The organism is Bradyrhizobium sp. UFLA05-109 (genome assembly GCF_054185165.1).
The window spans coordinates 1-20,215 of sequence record NZ_JBBIAR010000076.1 but is presented as its reverse complement, the minus strand read 5'-3'; the positions used below and the strand labels follow the sequence as shown (position 1 = coordinate 20,215).

Annotated in this window: 19 protein-coding genes; 14 read left to right on the top strand and 5 right to left on the bottom strand. The window is 63.1% G+C overall.

Annotated features, from left to right (window positions below):
- Positions 1 to 9: 9 nt before the first annotated feature.
- Positions 10 to 1,023 (bottom strand): ABC transporter substrate-binding protein, encoded by a 1,014-nt coding sequence (locus tag Q3C01_RS37370; protein WP_458150302.1) that lies wholly within the window; start codon positions 1,021 to 1,023, stop codon positions 10 to 12.
- Positions 1,024 to 1,310: 287 nt separating this feature from the next.
- Between Q3C01_RS37370 and Q3C01_RS37365 the strand changes: the two genes are divergently transcribed.
- The 10 genes from Q3C01_RS37365 (at position 1,311) to Q3C01_RS37320 (ending at position 13,109) form a co-directional block, all read left to right on the top strand.
- The gene (locus Q3C01_RS37365) at positions 1,311 to 2,270 is read left to right on the top strand and encodes a helix-turn-helix domain-containing protein (RefSeq protein WP_458150301.1); all 960 of its coding nucleotides are present in this window, start codon (positions 1,311 to 1,313) and stop codon (positions 2,268 to 2,270) included.
- Between the two features lie 231 nt (positions 2,271 to 2,501).
- Positions 2,502 to 4,019, top strand: a complete 1,518-nt coding sequence (adh, locus tag Q3C01_RS37360; protein WP_458150300.1) for an aldehyde dehydrogenase — start codon at positions 2,502 to 2,504, stop codon at positions 4,017 to 4,019.
- 213 nt (positions 4,020 to 4,232) lie between these two features.
- Entirely contained in the window at positions 4,233 to 5,618 is a 1,386-nt protein-coding gene (locus tag Q3C01_RS37355; RefSeq protein ID WP_458150299.1) for a glycerophosphodiester phosphodiesterase family protein, read from the top strand.
- A 173-nt stretch (positions 5,619 to 5,791) separates the two neighbouring features.
- Positions 5,792 to 6,814 (top strand): pyruvate dehydrogenase (acetyl-transferring) E1 component subunit alpha, encoded by a 1,023-nt coding sequence (pdhA, locus tag Q3C01_RS37350; protein ID WP_458150298.1) that lies wholly within the window; start codon positions 5,792 to 5,794, stop codon positions 6,812 to 6,814.
- Positions 6,815 to 6,843: 29 nt separating this feature from the next.
- A complete protein-coding gene (locus Q3C01_RS37345) occupies positions 6,844 to 8,229 on the top strand; it encodes a pyruvate dehydrogenase complex E1 component subunit beta (RefSeq protein ID WP_458150297.1) in 1,386 nt (461 codons plus the stop codon).
- A gap of 3 nt (positions 8,230 to 8,232) precedes the next feature.
- Complete coding sequence (locus Q3C01_RS37340) at positions 8,233 to 8,538, top strand: DUF5076 domain-containing protein (protein WP_458150296.1); 306 nt, start codon at positions 8,233 to 8,235, stop codon at positions 8,536 to 8,538.
- Between the two features lie 2 nt (positions 8,539 to 8,540).
- Positions 8,541 to 8,741 carry a hypothetical protein gene (locus Q3C01_RS37335; RefSeq protein WP_458150295.1) on the top strand — a complete coding sequence of 67 codons (201 nt, stop codon included), beginning with the start codon at positions 8,541 to 8,543 and terminating at the stop codon, positions 8,739 to 8,741.
- A 66-nt stretch (positions 8,742 to 8,807) separates the two neighbouring features.
- The gene (locus Q3C01_RS37330) at positions 8,808 to 10,157 is read left to right on the top strand and encodes a pyruvate dehydrogenase complex dihydrolipoamide acetyltransferase (protein WP_458150294.1); all 1,350 of its coding nucleotides are present in this window, start codon (positions 8,808 to 8,810) and stop codon (positions 10,155 to 10,157) included.
- Positions 10,158 to 10,301: 144 nt separating this feature from the next.
- Positions 10,302 to 11,723, top strand: a complete 1,422-nt coding sequence (gene lpdA / locus Q3C01_RS37325; protein WP_458150292.1) for a dihydrolipoyl dehydrogenase — start codon at positions 10,302 to 10,304, stop codon at positions 11,721 to 11,723.
- Positions 11,724 to 11,867: 144 nt separating this feature from the next.
- Positions 11,868 to 13,109 (top strand): threonine synthase, encoded by a 1,242-nt coding sequence (locus tag Q3C01_RS37320; RefSeq protein WP_458150290.1) that lies wholly within the window; start codon positions 11,868 to 11,870, stop codon positions 13,107 to 13,109.
- A gap of 17 nt (positions 13,110 to 13,126) precedes the next feature.
- On the opposite strand, the gene Q3C01_RS37315 is transcribed toward Q3C01_RS37320, so the two are convergent.
- On the bottom strand, positions 13,127 to 13,705 hold the full coding sequence (locus tag Q3C01_RS37315) for a cytochrome b (protein WP_458150288.1): 579 nt from the start codon (positions 13,703 to 13,705) through the stop codon (positions 13,127 to 13,129).
- 205 nt (positions 13,706 to 13,910) lie between these two features.
- Here Q3C01_RS37315 and Q3C01_RS37310 point away from each other — a divergent pair, with 205 nt between their 5' ends.
- Complete coding sequence (locus Q3C01_RS37310) at positions 13,911 to 14,882, top strand: tripartite tricarboxylate transporter substrate binding protein BugD (protein WP_458150326.1); 972 nt, start codon at positions 13,911 to 13,913, stop codon at positions 14,880 to 14,882.
- A gap of 82 nt (positions 14,883 to 14,964) precedes the next feature.
- On the opposite strand, the gene Q3C01_RS37305 is transcribed toward Q3C01_RS37310, so the two are convergent.
- The 3 genes from Q3C01_RS37305 to Q3C01_RS37295 all read right to left on the bottom strand — a co-directional run bounded on the left by Q3C01_RS37305 (position 14,965) and on the right by Q3C01_RS37295 (position 18,366).
- Positions 14,965 to 15,351: a response regulator transcription factor gene (locus Q3C01_RS37305; protein WP_458150287.1), complete on the bottom strand. Its 387-nt coding sequence runs from the start codon at positions 15,349 to 15,351 to the stop codon at positions 14,965 to 14,967.
- An 82-nt stretch (positions 15,352 to 15,433) separates the two neighbouring features.
- A complete protein-coding gene (locus Q3C01_RS37300) occupies positions 15,434 to 16,105 on the bottom strand; it encodes a response regulator transcription factor (RefSeq protein ID WP_458150286.1) in 672 nt (223 codons plus the stop codon).
- Complete coding sequence (locus tag Q3C01_RS37295; RefSeq protein ID WP_458150285.1) at positions 16,102 to 18,366, bottom strand: sensor histidine kinase; 2,265 nt, start codon at positions 18,364 to 18,366, stop codon at positions 16,102 to 16,104. Before Q3C01_RS37295 ends, Q3C01_RS37300 begins: the two co-directional genes overlap by 4 nt.
- A gap of 957 nt (positions 18,367 to 19,323) precedes the next feature.
- On the opposite strand from Q3C01_RS37295, the gene Q3C01_RS37290 reads away from it, so the two are divergent.
- The 3 genes from Q3C01_RS37290 to Q3C01_RS37280 all read left to right on the top strand — a co-directional run.
- Positions 19,324 to 19,662, top strand: coding sequence for a hypothetical protein (locus tag Q3C01_RS37290; RefSeq protein ID WP_458150284.1), 339 nt, complete (start codon positions 19,324 to 19,326; stop codon positions 19,660 to 19,662).
- Positions 19,659 to 19,859, top strand: a complete 201-nt coding sequence (locus tag Q3C01_RS37285) for a hypothetical protein (protein WP_458150283.1) — start codon at positions 19,659 to 19,661, stop codon at positions 19,857 to 19,859. Before Q3C01_RS37290 ends, Q3C01_RS37285 begins: the two co-directional genes overlap by 4 nt.
- The coding region (locus Q3C01_RS37280) for a hypothetical protein (protein WP_458150282.1) at positions 19,856 to 20,215 on the top strand (360 nt) is incomplete at its 3' end. The genes Q3C01_RS37285 and Q3C01_RS37280, both read left to right, overlap by 4 nt.

Genomic DNA, 20,215 nt, shown 5'->3' with positions numbered 1-20,215 from the left:
GGAGCAAGGTCAGAGCGTTGCCAGCTTCGCCGCGCCCTTGGCGAGGACGTCGCTGAAACTCGTGTCCCAGAATTTTGCGACGTCAGTCTGCGCGTCGAGCACGCCGAGCTTGAGGAAAGTGTCGGCAACCTTCTGATGGGTCACCGGCACATCCGGCGTGACGCCCACGAGCGAGAAATCGGCGCTGCGATGGGCGAACTGATCGAGGATGTCCTCGAGCAGCAGATGCGTCTCCGCGACCTGCGCCGTCGCATAGACCTGGAAATTCCTGTTGGCGAAGGCATAGGCGCGCTGGATGCGCAGCAGGAAGTCGGCGAGCGCCGCATGCCGCAAGGGATCGTCGATCGCCTTCGGATTGGCATAGATCGGGAAATTTCCGGAGAGATAGCCGACGCCGGTCTTGAGCAGGCGCGCGCCCTGCCTGGAGATCGCGAGTTGGCCGTTGTAGCCATAGATCGCCCACGCATCGAGCTTGCCCGAGGTGAAGGCGGAATAACCGTCCGACGGTGTCAGGTTGATGGCCTCGATGTCGTTGAAGGTCAGCCCGGCTTCCTCGAGCTGCTTGGCGAGGAAATAGTGCGCGGTCGTGGCGCGGACATACCCGACCTTCTTGCCTTTGAGATCGGCGATCGAATGGATCGGCGTGTCCTTGGCCGCAACCGTGATCTGGGTGTTGAGGTCTTCGTGGGTGACTGCGATGAAGCGCACGCTCGCATTCTTGCGCGCGGCGAACATCGCGGGAATCTCGCTGCCCGAGCCGAGATCGAGCGCGTCGCTGTTCAGCGCCTCGATGTGCAGCACGCCATTGTTGAGCTCCTTCCAGTCGATCTTGTAGGGCGTCCTGTCTTCGCCGGCAGCCTGGAGCAGGGCGGGCCAGCCGCCCTTGTAATAGGCGACGCGCAGCGTGACGCCGCTGAGATCGATCTCTGCCGGCTTGCCTTGGGCTTTCGCACCGCCGGCAACGAGTCCGCCTGCTAGCGCGCCGAGCAGGGAACGCCTTGAGAGTGAGAACGGGTTGGTCACGACGGCTCCTGCTGAAAGTTACTTGATGCTTCCAGCATAGGTGACGCGCTGTTTGCGCTCTATTCTGTTTTTCGATCGCCGCGTGAAACGCGCATTCCAACTTTTGCGACAGTGCGGTGTTATTCGGTTTTTTCGCCTATATCGAAGGTCGTAAGTGGATGCTGTACTTCCGTCTTGACGGCAACGGCGGTGCGGGTTCATGCCTTCTTGCGCGGCACTTTCAGGATTGAGGCAGATCAATCGAGCGACGTCGGCAGCATCTAGACTGCCCTCGGGAGGAAACAGTGATGAATGGGCAAATGCACCCGCATCACGCGGCCCGCGTCGAGGCCGCCATCGCGTCAGGCCAGGCGGCACGCTCCGCGCTCGTGGCCTCGTGGCGCCGTTCCTCCCGATTGCATCATCTCGATCCTGCAGGCCATCGGCCGACGACCCGTCTCACCGAGACTGAGTTGCACCATGCGCGCGAGCGGATCGCGCCACTGCTCAGTGCTGCCCAAGGCACGATGGACCGGCTCTACCAGGCGGTCGGAGCTGCCGGCTGCTGCGTGCTGCTCGCCGATCGCGAGGGGATTCCGGTCGATCGTCGCGGCACGCCGGCTGACGACCCCACGTTCCAATCCTGGGGCCTTTGGATCGGCGCGCTCTGGAGCGAGGAGCATGAAGGCACCAACGGAATCGGAACGTGCCTCGTCGAGCAGCGGCCGCTGACCATCGATCGCGAGCAGCATTTCTTCGCCCGCAATACGCTTCTGAGCTGCACCGCTGTCCCGATCTACGATCATGACGGGATGCTCGCCGGCGTGCTCGACGTCTCCTCCTGCCGCGCCGACCGCACCGACGCCTTCGCCAACCTGATCGCGCTCGCGGCAGGCGAAGCGGCACGGCGCATCGAGGCTGATCTGTTCCGCAACGCCTTCGCCCACGCCCGCATCGTGCTGACGTCGTCAGCCGACGGCCATTGCGGTGGTCTCGTCGCGGTCGATGCGGATGATCTCGTGATAGGCGCGACGAGGTCCGCCCGGGTCGGACTTGGGATCGCGCCCGGCCGCCCGTTGCAGCCGGTGCCCGCAGCCGATCTTCTCGGTGGCGATGCGGCTCCCGATCACTTCGCCGGTGGTCAGCGTGCCGTGTTGCAGCGGGCGCTGTTGCGCGCGGGCGGCAATGTTTCCGCCGCCGCCAAGGCCCTCGGCGTCAGCCGCGCCACGCTGCACCGAAAGCTCAAGCGCTTCGAGTTGAAGCACTGAGCGTTCGCTCGTTTCCTCAATCGTCATTGCGCGCAATGACGATGTGGCTCAAGAATGCGCTGCTCAGGATGAGGTCTGAATGCGTGAGGGCCACTTCACCTGTCGCAGAACTGCGACAGGTCGCCTCCATCAACGCGTCCACCCGGGCTGACAGAAAACGCCTCCCGCTTCATCGTCTGCGCAAGTCGTGAACGCACGACGATCGCGCAAACAGCAACATCGGGAGTGAATATGAACAAGGTCGAATTCCTCAACGTCGCACAAGTACCCTTCGCCGCGAAGTACGACAATTTCATCGGCGGCAAATTCGTAGCGCCGATCTCCGGCAAGTATTTTGACAACGCCTCGCCCGTGAACGGTCAGGTTGTCTGCAAGATCGCGCGCTCCGATCACCAGGACGTCGAAGCTGCGCTCGATGCCGCGCACGCCGCCAAGGCTGCCTGGGGCAGCACCAGCGTTGCGGAGCGCGCCGCAATCCTGAATCGGATCGCAGAGCGCATGGAAGAGAACCTCGAGCGGCTCGCAATCGCCGAGACCTGGGACAATGGCAAGCCGATCCGCGAGACCCGCGCAGCCGACCTGCCGCTCGCGATCGATCACTTCCGCTACTTCGCAGGCGTCGTTCGTGCCCAGGAAGGCTCGATCGGCGAGATCGACCACGACACCATCGCCTATCATTTCCATGAGCCGCTCGGCGTGGTCGGCCAGATCATTCCCTGGAACTTCCCGCTGCTGATGGCGTGCTGGAAGCTCGCGCCTGCGCTCGCCGCCGGCAATTGCGTGGTGCTGAAACCGGCCGAGCAGACGCCGGCCTCGATCATGGTCTGGGCCGAGATCGTCGGCGACCTCTTGCCTCCCGGCGTGCTCAACATCGTCAACGGCTTTGGCCTCGAGGCCGGCAAGCCGCTCGCCTCCAGCCCGCGTATCGCAAAAATCGCCTTCACCGGCGAGACCACGACGGGCCGGCTGATCATGCAATATGCCGCCCAGAACCTCATTCCCGTTACCCTCGAGCTCGGCGGCAAGTCGCCGAACATCTTCTTCAAGGACGTCACCGCCGAAGACGACGACTTCTTCGACAAGGCGATCGAAGGCTTCGTGATGTTCGCGCTCAACCAGGGCGAGGTCTGCACCTGTCCGAGCCGCGCGCTGGTCCATGAGGACATCTACGACCGCTTCATGGAGCGGGCGCTCGAGCGCGTCGCCGCCATCAAGCAGGGGGATCCGCGCGCCGCGGACACCATGATCGGTGCCCAGGCCTCCGGTGAACAGCTGGAGAAAATTCTTTCCTATATCGACATCGGCAAGAAGGAAGGGGCAAAGGTCCTGGCCGGCGGTGGCCGCGCCAGCCTCGGCGGCGATCTCGCAGGCGGCTACTACGTCCAGCCGACCGTGTTCCAGGGTCACAACAAGATGCGGATCTTCCAGGAGGAGATCTTTGGCCCCGTCGTGTCGGTCACGACCTTCAAGACCGACGAGGAGGCGCTGTCGATCGCCAACGACACGCTCTATGGCTTAGGGGCCGGTGTCTGGAGCCGCGATGCCAACCGCTGCTACCGCTTCGGCCGCGCCATCCAGGCAGGCCGGGTCTGGACCAACTGCTACCACGCCTATCCCGCCCACGCGGCGTTCGGCGGCTACAAGCAGTCGGGTGTCGGCCGCGAGACCCACAAGATGATGCTCGATCACTATCAGCAGACCAAGAACCTCCTGGTCAGCTACAGCCCGAAGAAGCTCGGCTTCTTCTGATCGGCGGAGAGGGCGGCGCGCCCCTGCGCCGCCCGTTCCAACCATGCTACAAGCGCGGACGCGTTCGGATGCGGTCGTCGATCCGCGCGTGTCCCTGTTGTATTTCAGGAGCTTTTGTCCAGCCGACCGTCATCCGTCTGTCAGAGAACGATCCTATTCAGTTCGGCCCTTGTGGCGTCGAAGCGATGCCGGGCAAAAGACGGAGACTTGACCATGACGGACCATCGTTCACGACGGAATGTCTGTGCCGGAGCGATGCTGCTCGGCGTGGCCGCTTTGGCATTGGTCCCCTCGCTGGCCTTCGCACAGACCGGCTCGGCGCCGGCCGGCGCCAAGAACTTCTTGACCGTTGACGGTAAGCCGCCACTGATCCTCGGACATCGCGGCCTCCCGGGGCTGGTGCCTGAAGAGACCGAGGCGTCGTATGACCTTGCCGCGGCGCTTGGAACCGACGCGCTCGAAGAGGACCTGCACCTGACCAAGGATTGTGTCCTGGTCGCGCGTCACAACCCCTGGCTGAACGACAATACCAACGTTGCCGAGGTGGCGAAGACCAATGCGGCGGTCGCGGCTCGCAAGCGCACGGTGCCCGGCGTGCGCGTCAAGGCTCCTTCTTCCCCCAGCACACCTGCTGACTATCTCACGGATCTCACCAATCCGGCCGACCCCAAATCCGTGCTGAAATCGCTGATCGTGGATGGCGAAGACCATACCAATGATTGGTCGATCACCGACTTCACCATGGCCGAGCTGAAGGACTGGATCGCCGGGACCACCTATGATGCGGCCAACGAAAGGCCGAAGGTCTTCAACGGCAAGTTCCCGATCATCAGTTTCCAGGACATCATCGATATCGCCAAGGCCAAGAGCAAGGAGACGGGGCGTCCCATCAGCGTCTATCCGGAAACCAAGAATCCGACCTGGAACAACGCCCAGGCGATCGCCAATGGCTGTGGCATGCCCGGCAGTCACCCGCTCGAGGATGCCTTGATCAAGATCATCAAGGACAACGGCCTCAACTCAAAGGAGGCCCCCATCTTTGTTCAGAGCTTCGAGCCTGGCAGCCTGAAATACATGCGCAGCCATGGCCTGGAGACGCGGCAGGTCCAGCTCATCGATGGCAATGGTGTCGACTTCAAGACCGGCAAGGTCCTCAATAACAACATCACCAATTCGCGTCCGTTCGACTGGACGGTTTCCGGTGACGCGCGCTTGTACGATGCGATGGTGACCCCCGAGGGTCTTGCGGAGATCAAGACCTATGCCGACGGCATTGGTCCGTGGAAGGCTTACATCGTTCCGCTCAAGATTTCTCCGTGGAAGGACAGCAACGCCGACGGCACGCCCTACAAGGGATCGACTCCGGAGGCTTCGACGCAGGAAGCAACCAGCCTCGTTGCCGATGCGCACAAGCTCGGCCTGTTCGTGCATGTCTTCACTTTCCGAAACGAGAAGAAGTATCTGGCTGGCGACTACCACGGCGATCCAAGCCTCGAATATCTCAAATTCTTCCGTCTCGGCGTGGATGGGGTCTTTACCGACTTCACGCATACTGGAGTTGACGCCCGTGCAGCCTATCTGCGGGAGCTCGGCTGGTGAGGCCGGCCCCCTCTGGGGGGAGCAATTGTTGCCCGATCGGCGCCAAAGGTTTTGCAATATTTCGGTCACGTTGCAGTGCGGCATAATGAATGTCGCGCGATGTCGCTGCGGTGCTTTCGCGCGCGATAGACTTGGGTTAGAGAGGGCTTAGTTTTCTCTGACCCGGAATTCCTATGGCCGCACCCAAGAAAGCCGCCGCTAGCGCTCCCCAGGACAAGACCAACGGCGGTTCGCCCCCGGAATTCACGAGAGAGCAGGAGCTCAAGGCGCTTCGCGACATGCTCCTGATCCGGCGATTCGAGGAGAAGGCCGGCCAGCTCTACGGCATGGGTGCGATCGGCGGCTTCTGCCACCTCTATATCGGCCAGGAGGCCGTGGTGGTCGGAATGCAGATGGCGCTGAAGGATGGCGACCAGGTCATCACCGGCTATCGCGACCACGGCCATATGCTCGCCACCGGCATGGAGGCCAACGGCGTCATGGCCGAGCTCACCGGACGCCGCGGCGGCTATTCCAAGGGCAAGGGCGGCTCCATGCACATGTTCAGCGTGGAGAAGAAGTTTTACGGCGGCCACGGCATCGTTGGCGCCCAGGTCTCCCTCGGTGCGGGGCTCGCTTTCGCCAACCACTATCGCGGCAACGACAACGTCGCCGTCACCTATTTCGGCGATGGTGCGGCCAACCAGGGCCAGGTCTATGAGAGCTTCAACATGGCGGAACTCTGGAAGCTGCCGGTGATCTTCGTCATCGAGAATAACCGCTACGCCATGGGCACCTCGGTGTCGCGTGCCTCGGCGCAGCAGGATTTCTCCAAGCGCGGCCTGTCCTTCAACATCCCCGGTCATCAGGTCGACGGCATGGATGTCCGTGCGGTGAAGGCTGCGGCCGACGAGGCGGTTGCCTGGTGCCGCGCCGGCAAGGGCCCGGTCATCCTGGAGATGCAGACCTACCGCTACCGCGGCCACTCGATGTCGGACCCTGCAAAGTACCGCACGCGCGAGGAGGTCGAGAAGGTTCGCCACGACCAGGATCCGATCGAGCAGGTACGCAACCGCCTCCTGGCCGCCAACGTTAGCGAGCAGGACCTCAAGGCGATCGACGCCGAGGTCCGCGACATCGTGAATGCCTCCGCCGATTTTGCCCAGCATGATCCCGAGCCGGATGTGTCCGAGCTCTGGACCGACGTTTATCGCTAAAAGCGCGCAAGCTTTCTTTTGGAGTCAATATGCCAATTCAAGTGCTGATGCCCGCGCTGTCGCCCACGATGGAAAAGGGCAACCTCGCCAAATGGCTGAAAAAAGAGGGTGAGACGATCAAGTCGGGCGACGTGATCGCCGAGATCGAGACCGACAAGGCGACCATGGAGGTCGAGGCGACCGATGAGGGTACGCTCGGCAAGATCCTGATCCCCGAAGGTACCGCCGACGTTGCCGTGAACACGCCGATCGCGACGATTCTCGCCGACGGAGAGAGCGCCGCTGACCTCGCCAAGGCGCCGGCACCGGCAAAGCCGGCCGCGGAATCCGCGCCGCCCGCGCAAGCCAAGAGCGAGGCGCCTGCTCCGAAAGTTGCACCGTCCGCTCCGGCCGCCGTTGCCGAGCCGGACCCCGAAGTGCCCGCCGGCACCGAGATGGTGAAGCAGACCGTCCGCGAAGCCTTGCGCGACGCCATGGCCGAGGAGATGCGTCGCGATGCCGACGTCTTCGTGATGGGCGAGGAGGTCGCGGAGTATCAGGGCGCCTACAAGATCACGCAGGGTCTCCTGCAGGAATTCGGCGCCAAGCGCGTCATCGACACGCCGATCACCGAGCACGGCTTTGCCGGCATCGGCGTCGGTGCGGCGATGGCCGGCCTGAAGCCGGTCGTCGAGTTCATGACTTTCAACTTCGCCATGCAGGCGATGGACCAGATCATCAACTCCGCCGCCAAGACGCTCTATATGTCCGGCGGCCAGATGGGTTGCTCGATCGTCTTCCGCGGCCCCAACGGCGCCGCTGCGCGCGTCGCGGCCCAGCATAGCCAGGACTACTCCTCCTGGTACTCGCACGTTCCGGGCCTCAAGGTGATCGCGCCGTATTCGGCTGCGGACGCCAAGGGCCTGCTCAAGGCCGCGATCCGCGATCCCAATCCAGTGATCTTCCTCGAGAACGAAGTTCTCTATGGTCACACCGGCGAAGTGCCGAAGCTCGACGACTATGTGATCCCGATCGGCAAGGCGCGCATCGTGCGCTCGGGCAGCCACGTCACGATCATCTCGTGGTCGAACGGAATGACCTATGCGCTGAAGGCGGCGGACGAGCTTGCCAAGGACGGCATCGAGGCCGAGGTGATCGACCTGCGCACGCTGCGGCCGATGGACACCGAGACCATCATAAACTCCGTCAAGAAGACCGGCCGTGCCGTCACGGTGGAGGAGGGCTGGGCCCAGAGCGGCGTCGGCGCCGAGATCGCCGCGCGCATCATGGAGCATGCCTTCGACTACCTGGATGCGCCGGTGACGCGCGTCTCCGGCAAGGACGTGCCGATGCCCTATGCCGCGAACCTGGAGAAGCTCGCGCTGCCCTCGGCAGCCGAAGTGGTCGAGGCCGCCAAAGCCGTCTGCTACAGGTAGACCATGGCAGGGCCCAAGGAACAGCCACTTCCGCCTGACGTGATTGGACGCGAGGACGCGATCGAGATTCTGCGCGTGTTCGTGCTCGACGGCGGGCTGTCGATGGCGTTCCAGCGTGCCTTTGAGGAGCCCGACATGTGGGGCCTCCTGCTGGTCGATCTCGCCCGCCACGCCGCGCGCGCCTATGCGCGCGAGAGCGAGATGAGCGAGGAAGAGGCGCTGGGCCGAATCCTCGACATGTTCGAGGCCGAGATCGAGCGTCCGACCGACATGGGCACCACGACGCCGCGCGGGCAGAAGGGGCACTGAGCGTGGCGGTCGAATCCTATCACGACGATTTCATGCGGAAGGCGATTGGCGAGGCCGAGGCCTTCCCGGCTCCAAGGACTTTCTCGACAAGTTCGGCATCCCCCAGGATCGATCTTGCCGACGACTGCTCTACCGCCATGATGACGACGTGGCATTCCAATCCCGCCAATGAGCGCCTGTGGCAGGGCGACATCGGCAACTAATCCTGGTCAGTTCGTCTTCCGGTGGGTCGGAAGACGACGTTTTGAGAAGTTCTTCGTGAGGTCAGCATGCCCATCAACATCCTGATGCCCGCTCTTTCGCCGACGATGGAGAAGGGCAACCTCGCCAAGTGGCTGAAGAAAGAGGGCGACAAGGTCAAATCCGGCGATGTCATCGCCGAGATCGAGACCGACAAGGCCACCATGGAGGTCGAGGCGATCGACGAAGGCACGATCGCAAAGATCCTCGTGCCCGAGGGCACCCAGGACGTGCCGGTCAACGACGTGATCGCAGTGCTCGCTGGCGAAGGCGAGGACGTGAAGGCTGCCGGCGCCGCCAAGCCGGCTGCGTCGGCTGGGCCGCCGAAAGCTGCGGAAGCTCCGGCTGCTGCGCCGGCTCCGGCGCCCGCACCGGCTGCGCCGAAGACGGCACCGGCTGCAGCTCCTGCGCCACAGGCCGCCGCACCGGCCGCGCAGACCAATGGCCAGGGAGGCCGCGTGTTCTCCTCGCCGCTGGCGCGGCGCCTTGCCAAGGACGCTGGCATCCAGATTGCGATGATCACCGGCACCGGTCCGCACGGCCGCGTGGTCGCACGCGACGTCGAGCAGGCCCAGTCCGGCAAGGGCCTGAAAGCGCCGGCAGCAGCTCCGTCAGGAGCGCCCTCGATCGCGCCGACCATGTCGGATAAGCAGATCCTGGCGCTGTTCGAGCCGGGCTCCTATGACATCGTCCCGCATGACGGCATGCGCCGCACCATCGCGCAGCGCCTGACCGCGTCGATCCAGAACGTCCCGCACTTCTATCTCACCATCGACTGCGACATCGGCAAGCTGCTGGTCGCGCGCGAGGAGATCAACGCGGCAGCTCCGAAGGACAAGGAGAAGAAGCCGCTCTACAAGATCTCCGTCAACGACTTCGTCATCAAGGCGATGGCGGTCGCATTACAGAAGATCCCGAATTGCAATGTGAGCTGGACCGAGTCCGGCATGGTCAAGCACCACCATTCCGACGTCGGCGTCGCAGTGGCGATGCCCGGTGGCCTGATCACGCCGATCATCCGCAAGGCCGAGACCAAGACGCTCTCGACCATCTCCAACGAGATGAAGGATTTTGCGACCCGCGCCCGCTCGCGCAAGCTGAAGCCGGAGGAATACCAGGGCGGCACCACTGCCGTCTCGAACCTCGGCATGTTCGGCATCAAGGACTTCACCGCGGTGATCAACCCGCCGCATGCGACCATCCTTGCGGTCGGCACCAGCGAGGAGCGGCCCGTCGTGCGGGGCGGCAAGATCGAGATCGCGCAGATGATGAGCGTGACGCTGTCCTGCGATCACCGTGCCATCGATGGCGCGCTCGGCGCCGAGCTGATCGGCGCGTTCAAACAGCTGATCGAAAATCCCGTCATGATGATGGTGTGACGAAGCGAATTCGCATCGTCATTGCGAGCGAAGCGAAGCAATCCAGAACGTGACCGGCAGACTGGATTGCTTCGTCGCAAGAGCTCCTCGCAATGACGAGCTAGAATATCTAGGCCGGTTGAACGATGGGAACGAGCATAGAGCATGGCCGACACATCTTTCGACGTCATCATCATCGGCTCCGGTCCCGGCGGCTACGTCACCGCGATCCGCGCCGCGCAACTCGGTCTCAAGACGGCGATCGTCGAAAAGTCTTATCTCGGCGGCATCTGCCTGAACTGGGGCTGCATCCCGACCAAGGCGCTGCTGCGCTCGGCCGAGATCTATCACTACATGCAGCATGCCAAGGATTACGGCCTGTCGGCGGAGAAGGTCTCGTTCGATCCGAAGGCGGTGGTGCAGCGCTCGCGCGGCGTCTCGAAGCGGCTCAATGACGGCGTCGGCTTCCTGATGAAGAAGAACAAGATCAGCGTCATCTGGGGCGCCGCCTCGATCGATGCGCCCGGCAAGGTCACTGTGAAGAAGTCCGACGTCGAGGGGCCGAAGGGCACGCTGGGCGAGGGGACCTATCAGGCCAAGCACATCATCATCGCGACCGGCGCGCGGCCGCGCGTGCTGCCGGGGCTCGAGCCCGACAAGAAGCTGGTCTGGACCTATTTCGAGGCCATGATCCCGGAGCGTATCCCGAAGTCGCTGCTGGTGGTCGGCTCGGGCGCCATCGGCATCGAGTTCGCGTCCTTCTTCCACACTATGGGCTCGGACGTCACCGTGGTCGAGGTGCTGCCGCAGATCCTGCCGGTCGAGGACGCCGAGATCGCGGGCCTTGCGCGAAAGCGCTTCGAGAAGATGGGCATCAAGATTATGTCCTCGACGAAGGTCACCAAGCTCGAGAAGAAGGCCGACAGCGTCATCGCCACCATCGACGACGGCAAGGGCAAGCCTGTCACGACCGAGTTCGAACGCGTGATCTCCGCCGTCGGCGTCGTCGGCAATATCGAGAATCTCGGCCTCGAAAAGCTCGGTGTCAAAACCGACCGCGGCTGCATCGTGATCGACGGCTACGGCAAGACCAACGTGCCCGGCATTTACGCGATCGGCGACGTCGCAGGTCCCCCCATGCTGGCGCACAAGGCGGAGCATGAGGGTGTGATCTGTGTCGAGGCGATCAAGGGCCTGCATCCGCACGCCATGGACAAGAACATGATCCCGGGCTGCACCTATTGCCATCCGCAGGTCGCATCCGTCGGCCTGACCGAAGCCAAGGCCAAGGAGAGCGGCCGCGAAATCCGCGTCGGTCGCTTCCCCTTCGTCGGCAACGGCAAGGCGATCGCGCTCGGCGAGGACCAGGGCCTCGTCAAGGTGATCTTCGACAAGAAGACCGGACAGCTTCTCGGCGCCCACATGATCGGCGCGGAGGTTACTGAGCTGATCCAGGGCTACGTCGTCGCGATGAACCTCGAGACGACCGAGGAAGAGCTGATGCACACGGTCTTCCCGCATCCGACGCTGTCGGAAATGATGAAGGAAGCTGTGCTGGATGCGTATGGGCGCGTCCTGAATATCTGACAGCCGCCGTCATTGGAGCGAAGCGAAGCAATCCAGAGTCTATCCGCGGAAATAGTCTGGATTGCTTCGTCGCTTCGCTCCTCGCAATGACAAGAGCGAACTGCGGATTGAAATAGAGAACAAAACAACAAGAGGGAGAAACCCGTGCACGACAACGACAACCTCACCATCGAGCGCCCGACCTTCGTCACGCATCTCGAATGCGCGATGGAGGGCGATCACTATCCGGCCGACCAGGTTCACAATCTGTCGAAGGCCGGCAAGCCGCTCCTCGTGCGCTACGACCTCGCAGGCGTGAAGAAGGCGCTGACCAAGGATGCACTGAGCCAGCGTCCCGCCGACATGTGGCGCTACCGCGAGCTGCTGCCGGTGCGCAAGTGCAAGGACATCGTCTCGCTCGGCGAGGTCACGACGCCGTTGATCCGGCTGCCAAAATTGTCGCAAAAGCTCGGCGGCGGCGAGATCATCGTGAAAGATGAAGGCCGCCTCCCGACCGGCTCGTTCAAGGCGCGCGGCCTCGTCATGGCGGTGTCGATGGGCAAGGCGCTCGGCATCAATCACATGGCAATGCCGACCAACGGCAACGCCGGCGCTGCGCTCGCTGCTTACGCGACCTCCTGCGGCATCAAGACCACGATCTTCTGCCCGGCCGATACACCGGAGGTGAACGTCAGTGAGATCGAGCTCCAGGGCGCGACCGTCTATCGCGTCAACGGCTATATCGACGATTGCGGCAAGATCGTCGGCGAGGGCAAGGCGAAGGTCGGCTGGTTCGACACCTCCACGCTGAAGGAGCCGTACCGGATCGAGGGCAAGAAGACGATGGGGCTGGAGCTTGCCGAGCAACTCGGCTGGGACGTACCCGACGTGATTTTCTATCCGACCGGTGGTGGCACCGGCCTGATCGGCATGTGGAAGGCCTTTGATGAGCTCGAGAAGATCGGCTTCATCGGGTCGAAGCGCCCGCGCATGGTTGCGGTGCAGGCGTCGGGCTGTGCGCCGATGGTGCGCGCCTATGAGGAAGGCACCGAGCATGCGGCGCGCTGGGAGGACGCCCACACGATCGCCTCGGGCATTCGCGTACCGCAGGCGATCGGCGATTTCCTGATCCTGCGCGCCGTGCGCGAGAGCAAGGGCTTTGCCATCGCGGTCGATGACGACAAGATTTCATCGGCGTTGAGCGAGGTCGCTCGCGAGGAGGGGCTGCTCTTGTGCCCCGAGGGTGCCGCGACTTACGCCGCATACACGCAGAGCCTTGCCGACGGCCGTGTCACCAAGAATGATCGCGTGATGCTGTTCAACTGTGCGAGCGGCCTGAAATATCCGCTGCCGCCGGTCACCCGCACACTCGACCGCCACAAGCCGATCGACTTCTCGCAGTTCTGACAGTTCGTCCGAGCCGATCAGGTTCGGTCGTGGACGGATCGTGTCGCGGAGCGGGGCGGCAACATGCGCGCCAGCGTGTCGTCCCTTTTGACGATGGCGTGCCAGATCGTCGCGCCGATATGCGCGGCGACCGTGGCGTAGACGAGCCAGGCAAGCAGGCCGTGGACGGCTTCGCCGAGATGCGCGACGACCTGATTGCCGGCGAACAGGCGCGGCAGGTCGAGTGTCCCGAAATATTTCAGTCGGTATCCGCCGGCTGATGAGAACAAATATCCGGTGACCGGCATCGCAACGAGCAGGGCATAGAGCACGATATGGTTCAATCCGGCCGCGAGCCGGACGAGCGCGCTTGACGTACCCGGCTGCGGCGGCGCCTTGGTCGCGGCGCGAACCAGCAGTCGCAGCATCGTCAGGACAAATAGCGTCTCGCCAAGCGATTTGTGCACTTCGAGCAATTCGCGGCGCGGCGAGGTGCCCGGCTGCTGCAGGCCGCAATAGAAGCCGATCAGCATTGCTATGATGAACAGGACGGCAGTGGTCCAGTGAATCCACCGCAGAAGCGGTGCGTAGGGCGGCGTTATCGGTGCCGTCGTCATGAGCTTGTGATCATATCGCGCCGGCCAAGAAGGGCCTGCGACATTCCCAAGCACCATCCCGCCCCAGCCTCATGCTGCGGGCCGCGACGAATTACGTAATTCGCAACGATGTGTCTAATGCCAAGAGCGTGATATTGCTCTGCTCAAATCAAAAGACGCGGCGCTGCCGCGCAAGCCAAAGTTCGGGCGGAGGTGAGGAGGCATGATGCGTAAATTGCTTTTGGCGCTGCTCGTCGCGGGTCTTGGATTCACTTCGGGCGCGCGTGCAGACAGCTACCCCTCGCGTCCCATCACCATCATCGTGCCGTTCGCGGCCGGCGGGCCTTCGGACGCGATGGCGCGCGTGCTCGCCGAGCGCATGCGGGCGAGCCTCGGCCAGGCTGTGGTGGTCGAGAACGTCACCGGCGCCGGCGGCTCGATCGGGGTGGGGCGCGCCGTGCATTCCGCTCCTGACGGCTACACCATCTCGTTCGGCCATCTTGGCACCCACGTGGCCAACGGAGCGGTCTACAAGCTCCCTTACGATCTCGTCGCCGATCTCGAGCCGGTGGTGCTGTTGCCGAGCAATCCCATGATCGTCGTCAGCAAGAACGCCGTGCCGGCGACATCGCTAACAGAGCTGCTCGCCTGGCTGAAGGCGCGTCCGGCGCCCGCGACCGCGGGCACGGCCGGCGCGGGCTCCGGCAGCCACATCGCCGGCGTTTATTTCGAGAGCGTCTCCGGCATCAAGCTGCAATATGTACCCTATCGCGGCACGGGGCCGGCGCTGAACGACCTCATCGCCGGCCAGATCGACATCATCGTCGACCAGACCTCCAACTCCATCAACCAGGTCCGCGCCGGCACCATCCGTGCCTATGCGATCAGCGACGACAAGCGCCTGGCGTCCGCGCCCGAAATCCCGACCGCCGATGAGGCCGGACTGAAGGGCTTTCAGATGACGCTGTGGTCGGGCCTATGGGTGCCCAAGGGCACGCCGCAGGAGATCGTATCGAGGCTCAACGCCGCGGTAGTGGAGGCGCTCGGCGATGCCGCCGTGAAGAAGCAGATGGAAAATCTCGGCCTCGAAATGCCGCCGAACGACCAGCTCACCCCCGCAGCGCTCGGCGCGCGGCAGAAGGCCGAGATCGCAAAATGGTGGCCGATCATCAGGGCGGCCGACATCAAGGTGGATTGAGACGGGGCTCGAGCGTGCTGTCTCATGTTCCGACCTGGTTCGAGACGGCCGCTCCGCAGCGTCCTCACCATGAGGATGGAAATCACGCCGTAGTATCTCCCCGTCCTCCCAACGCCATCTCCAGGCATTGCATCAGCTCGGAGGCGACGAACGGCTTGCCAAGGAAGCAGAGTGCACCGGCCCTCAGGGCACGTGTGCGCACGCTCTCATCCGGAAAGGCCGTAATGAATATGAACGGCGTGGCCGAGCCCTGGGTACGCATCTGCATCAAGAGGTCGATGCCAGACATGACTGGCATCTGCACGTCCGCGATCACGCAGCTGGCGCCGTTCAGATCGGTCGAGCCCAGGAATTCTTCAGCCGAGGCGAATGTGTGGACGACATATCCGCGCGATGCCAGAAGATTGTCGATCGCGGCCCGCACATAGGGATCATCGTCGAGCACCGAAATCACTGAAGGCGCTGACAAGACGTCCGCTCCCGAGCTGCTTGCCGTCGCATACCGGCCGGGAGCCAAGGTGGGCCCATCAAGCGAGATTTGGAACTCATACTTAGGTTTGTTCGTCCCGCCTGGCGTGCTGGATGCCGAGTGCCTCATTCATTTTTACCAGCTCGGCCAGCGACTTGGCACCCATCTTCCGCATGATCTGGCCGCGATAGATCTTGACGGTTATTTCGGCCAATCCGAGTTCGGCGGCCACGTGCTTGTTCATCATGCCAGACGCGACCAGGGACAGCACGTCCCGTTCCCGCGGGGTCAGCGACTCGAAGCGGGACCTGACGTTCGACACCGTTTTCTCGATCTCGCGGCGCTTGCGATCGCGCTCGATCGCGGCCTGGACTGCGTCCAGCATGTCCTGGTCGCGCACCGGCTTGGTCAGGAAGTCGACCGCGCCGCTCTTCATGGCCCGGACGGTCATGGGAATATCGCCATGGCCGGTGATGAAGATGATGGGCGTGTGGATGTTTGCCTTGGCGAGATCGGCCTGCAGGTCAAGGCCGCTCAGCCCCGGCAGGCGGATGTCGAGCACCAGACAGCTGGCAACCTCCGGCGGCTTGCTTTGCAGGATCTCCGCCGCCGAGCCGAACGCCGCGACCCTGAGGCCTACCGATTCAAAGAGATTGACAAGCGCCCGGCGCACCGACGGGTCATCGTCGACGACCAGGACGATCGGCTCATTGTTATCCGCCTGCGGCAAGGAGGGCGTGGGGCGCTCGGTCACGACACTTCCTTCTGATGCAGGGGCAGGGTGATCTGAAACGTCGCGCCGCGCCCGTCATTGGGTGAGGCCGAAAGTCGTCCGCCGTGGGCCTCGACGATGGAACGGCAGATCGACAGTCCCATGCCCAGGCCGCTGGATTTGGTGGTGAAGAACGGTGTGAACAGGCGATCGATCGTATCGGCAGAAATGCCGACTCCACCGTCCGTCACGCTCACCAGCACTGATTCGTTCTTATCAGGACAGGAGCGGATCACCAGCTCGCGCGGGCGGTCCGTGACGCCTTCCATCGCTTCGATCCCATTCATGATCAGGTTGATCAGCACCTGTTGTAACTGGATTCGGTCGCCAAAAATGTTGGGCAGTACCGATCTCAACTCCATTCGCACCGATACGGCGTGGGCGGCCATCTCGCGCTGAACGAGGGCAACGGCCTCGCGAACGACCCGGTTGACGTCGAGCGGGACCATCTCGATGTCGGTTCTCTTGGCAAGTGCCCGGACGTGACGGATCACCTCGCTGGCACGGTTGCCATCTTCGATGATCCATTCCACCGAGCGGCGTGCCCCTTTCAGGTCGGGAGGACTGCGCTGCAGCCAACCGATGCACGCGTCGGCATTGGCCATCACGGCGGCGAGGGGCTGATTGAGCTCGTGAGCAATCGAGGCGGTCAGCTCGCCGAGCGTCGTTACGCGCGTCACGTGGGCGAGCTCGGTCTGCGCCTTGCGGAGCGCCTGTTCGGCCTGGTCGGCGCGGATGTCTGCAGTCACATCGGTGCAGACGCCGCGATAGCCGAGGAAATTGCCGTTGGCGTCGAAGAACGGCTTGCCGCTGGTGCGAACATAGGTCGGCTGTCCGTTCCGGTCCTTGCTCCGATACACGAGGTCGCGAAACGGAGCGTGCGCGTCGAGGGCCTCCCGATGCTGCTGCCACTTCTCCGGTTGGAGCGCGGCATCGGGAGCAATGTCCCAACGCGTGAGCCCGACCGCCCAGAAAGGGGCCATGCCGGCCGTCTCGGGATGTTCGGAGACGCGGGTGACGCGATGGTCGGGCCCAGTCTCCCAGAACCAGTCGGACGCAGTTTCGGCATAGTCGCGGAAGCGTTGCTCGCTCTCACGAAATTTTTTTTCTGCCTCCTTCGCCGCAGTGATGTCGGAGACTGAACCAACGAACTCCACGCTGCCATTGGCACCTCGCAGGGCTCGGGCCACCGCACGGACATATTTCACGGAACCGTCGGGCATCACGAGCCGGTATTCGTGATCGTAGTCGTGCCCCTCGCGCATCGCGCGCCCCGTGGTTCGCCGCACCGCGAGCCGGTCATCCGGATGGATACGCTGGAGCATGAAGGCGAACGTGGGCTTCTCAGCCTCGTCGCATTGGAAGATGCGATACGTCTCCTTCGACCAGGTGATCTCGCCGGTCGCGGCCTTCCAGCCGAAGCTTCCCGTGTGGCTCAATTCCTGCGCCTGGGCGAGGTAAGCCTCGCTCTGTCGAAGCGCATTCTCCGTTTCCTTGCGCTCGGTGATGTTCTCGCAGGCGACCAGCACGATCTGCTTGCCATCGGCCTGCAGCATGGCCTTGGCGTTCTCGCGTACCCACAGAACCGAGCCGTCCTTGCGCACCTTCCGGATTTCCCAGGTGTGTGACTGACCGACGGTCCCAAGGCACAGCGCAACGCACTGGCGGACGAAGTTGCGGTCTTCCTCGAAGAACACACCGAGCACCGATTGGCCGATCAGCTCCACGGTCGCATAGCCCAGCTGCGCGGCTCCGAAGGTGTTCACGTTCACCACGGTTCCGGCGGGATCGACCATGAAATACATGACCGGGTTGTGCTCGAACACCTGCTGCCATTGCTTCACGGCCTCGCGCAAATCGGCATCGCTGGACTTGAGGCTCGGCTTGACGCGGCCAGCCTGCCGTTCGCTGCGGGCCTGCTGGATCAATCCCGATCCGATCAGGCAGGCGAAAAGGAACGGAGCGATCACCAGGCGATCCTGCGGATTGGAGATGCGGAAATCAAAGAGGGGCGGGGCAGAGAAAAAGTCGAGCGCGGCAACGGCAAGGAGAGTGAGGATACCAGAGGCCAGGAAGCTGTCCATGAGTGCGAACAGCAGGACCACCACGAGATAACAGAACGCGGTCGCGGCGAGCCCGATCTGGAGGAAAAAACAGGCCGCGGTCACCAGCGCCAGCACGACGCAACCGAGGACGAATTGCGCTGCTAACTTCCAGAGTTGTGCTGTCTGGCCAGGCTTCATCGCAGACAGTCTCGGCTCATCTCTGCGGTCAACACAAGTAGACCACGTTGCAATAACGTCGGCAATTCCCCCCGACCAAAGTCGGGTCGATTGCGACGGGACGACGTCGCCCTCGCACTTGTGGCTCGCGATGCTGCTCACCGCGAACCAAGCGCGGCTGCGCTGGCCAAGCGATTCGCGGCAGCCGTGCAATCGGCGCATCGTGCGCCGTCTCGTTGCGACAAGTTCTGGCTGAAACCCCCCGGGCGACTACGGGACAAACCTAGGTATAGCTCGCACATCCCTAGTCATGTCGGTCATTTACCTCCGTACAATTGAGAACGTCGTGGCTGACGGACTAGCTTCATGACCAATCGGGAAGGGTCGATGGTGCTGCCGCTGGCGGCGATCGTGAAAGAACCGGGTCTCAAGCGCAGGGTTCAAGCGGTCTCACCGACGGGCGCAGGACGAAAGGCCAAGCCGCTGCGTTGCTCGGGATGTCGCCATGAGAGTGAAGCTCTGCGCCCGCCGCCCGTACGTTCCGCAGGATCTGGCGGACCACTACGAGGCTTACGCCGCGCTTCATCCGTGCGTGCTGCGATGACGAAACGGCGATTCCCGCGATCCACTACGCGTCTGCTGTCTAGAGAAGGGAGCAGGTCAACGAACGAGGGAGAGAACGATGTGCGATAAGTCCGATCAGTCTGAGCGCCGTCTTTCAGATCAGAGCTGTGCGGTCTGTAACAGGCAGTTTGGCTTGATCCGATACTACTCCTGGCGAACTGCGCTCTGTTCCAAGAAGTGCCTCGATCGTTTCCGTACGCGCAGCGAACGCGACCGCCATTGGCTGTTCCGAGCTCGGGTGGCGTGAAGCAACCGGACAGGTTGGCCGTACAGAAATTCTGATCCATGAGGCTGCGTGTGAACCCATCGTGCAAGCTTCTCTTATCGGGCGTTCTCCTCCTTGGACTCACTGCGATGGTCCAGGCGCAGGAGGTTGGGCAAGGGGCGGGCCATCGCCAGCATCCATCTGAGGATCAGGCTCTGCACGAAAAGTTCTATTCGACCTGGCACATGCCGGATAATCCGGCGCTCAGCTGCTGCAACAGCGCGGACTGTTACCCGACCGAGATCAGGTACGAAGACGGCAAGCTTTATGCGCGTCGCAGGGAGGACGGCAAATACATCCCGGTCCCTGCCCAGAAGGTAGAGCGGAACAGGGACAACCCGGATGGCCGCAACCATCTTTGCGCGCCGCCTCCCGCGCTATCCCCGCTGGATACCGTCTACTGCTTCGCATTGGGAGGTGCCACATGAGGTTCGCCTTCGTGTTGGTCAACGACAGAACTCCGTTCCGGCAGACCTGGTGCCTGCAGTGCTGCGAGCGCATCGGCGGCAGCGGCAGCTATCTCCGCGAGATCGGGACGCGTCTGCCCTATTGCGACTATGAATGCTACGCGCTGTCTCGTCAGGACGGGGCGGAGCGGCAGGAGCGCGCGAGGGCGGCCTCATGAAGTTCGTGGTGGTCAATCACGAGCCGCCGTCGCGCGAGGCCGCGTGTAGCACCTGCTCGCAACCGCTCCAACCCGGCTATATCCGGCATGCGCGGACGCAGCGCCGGTACTGTGACCATGATTGCTACCGCCGAAACGAGCTCGCGACGCTGATGATGGAGTGGTCGATGCCCGGCCTCACCGGGACGCGGACGGAGAACATCGCGGCCGTCGCCGGTCGCGTCATCGAAGTCCTCGCTGTCCTGGGTGCGGTGTCGTGCTGGAGCTCTACGATACAGATGTGGACCTTCTCGCGAGCATTGACCGACGCATGTTTGGGCGCTCACGACCTGATGGCGACGGAAGGAGGTGAAACC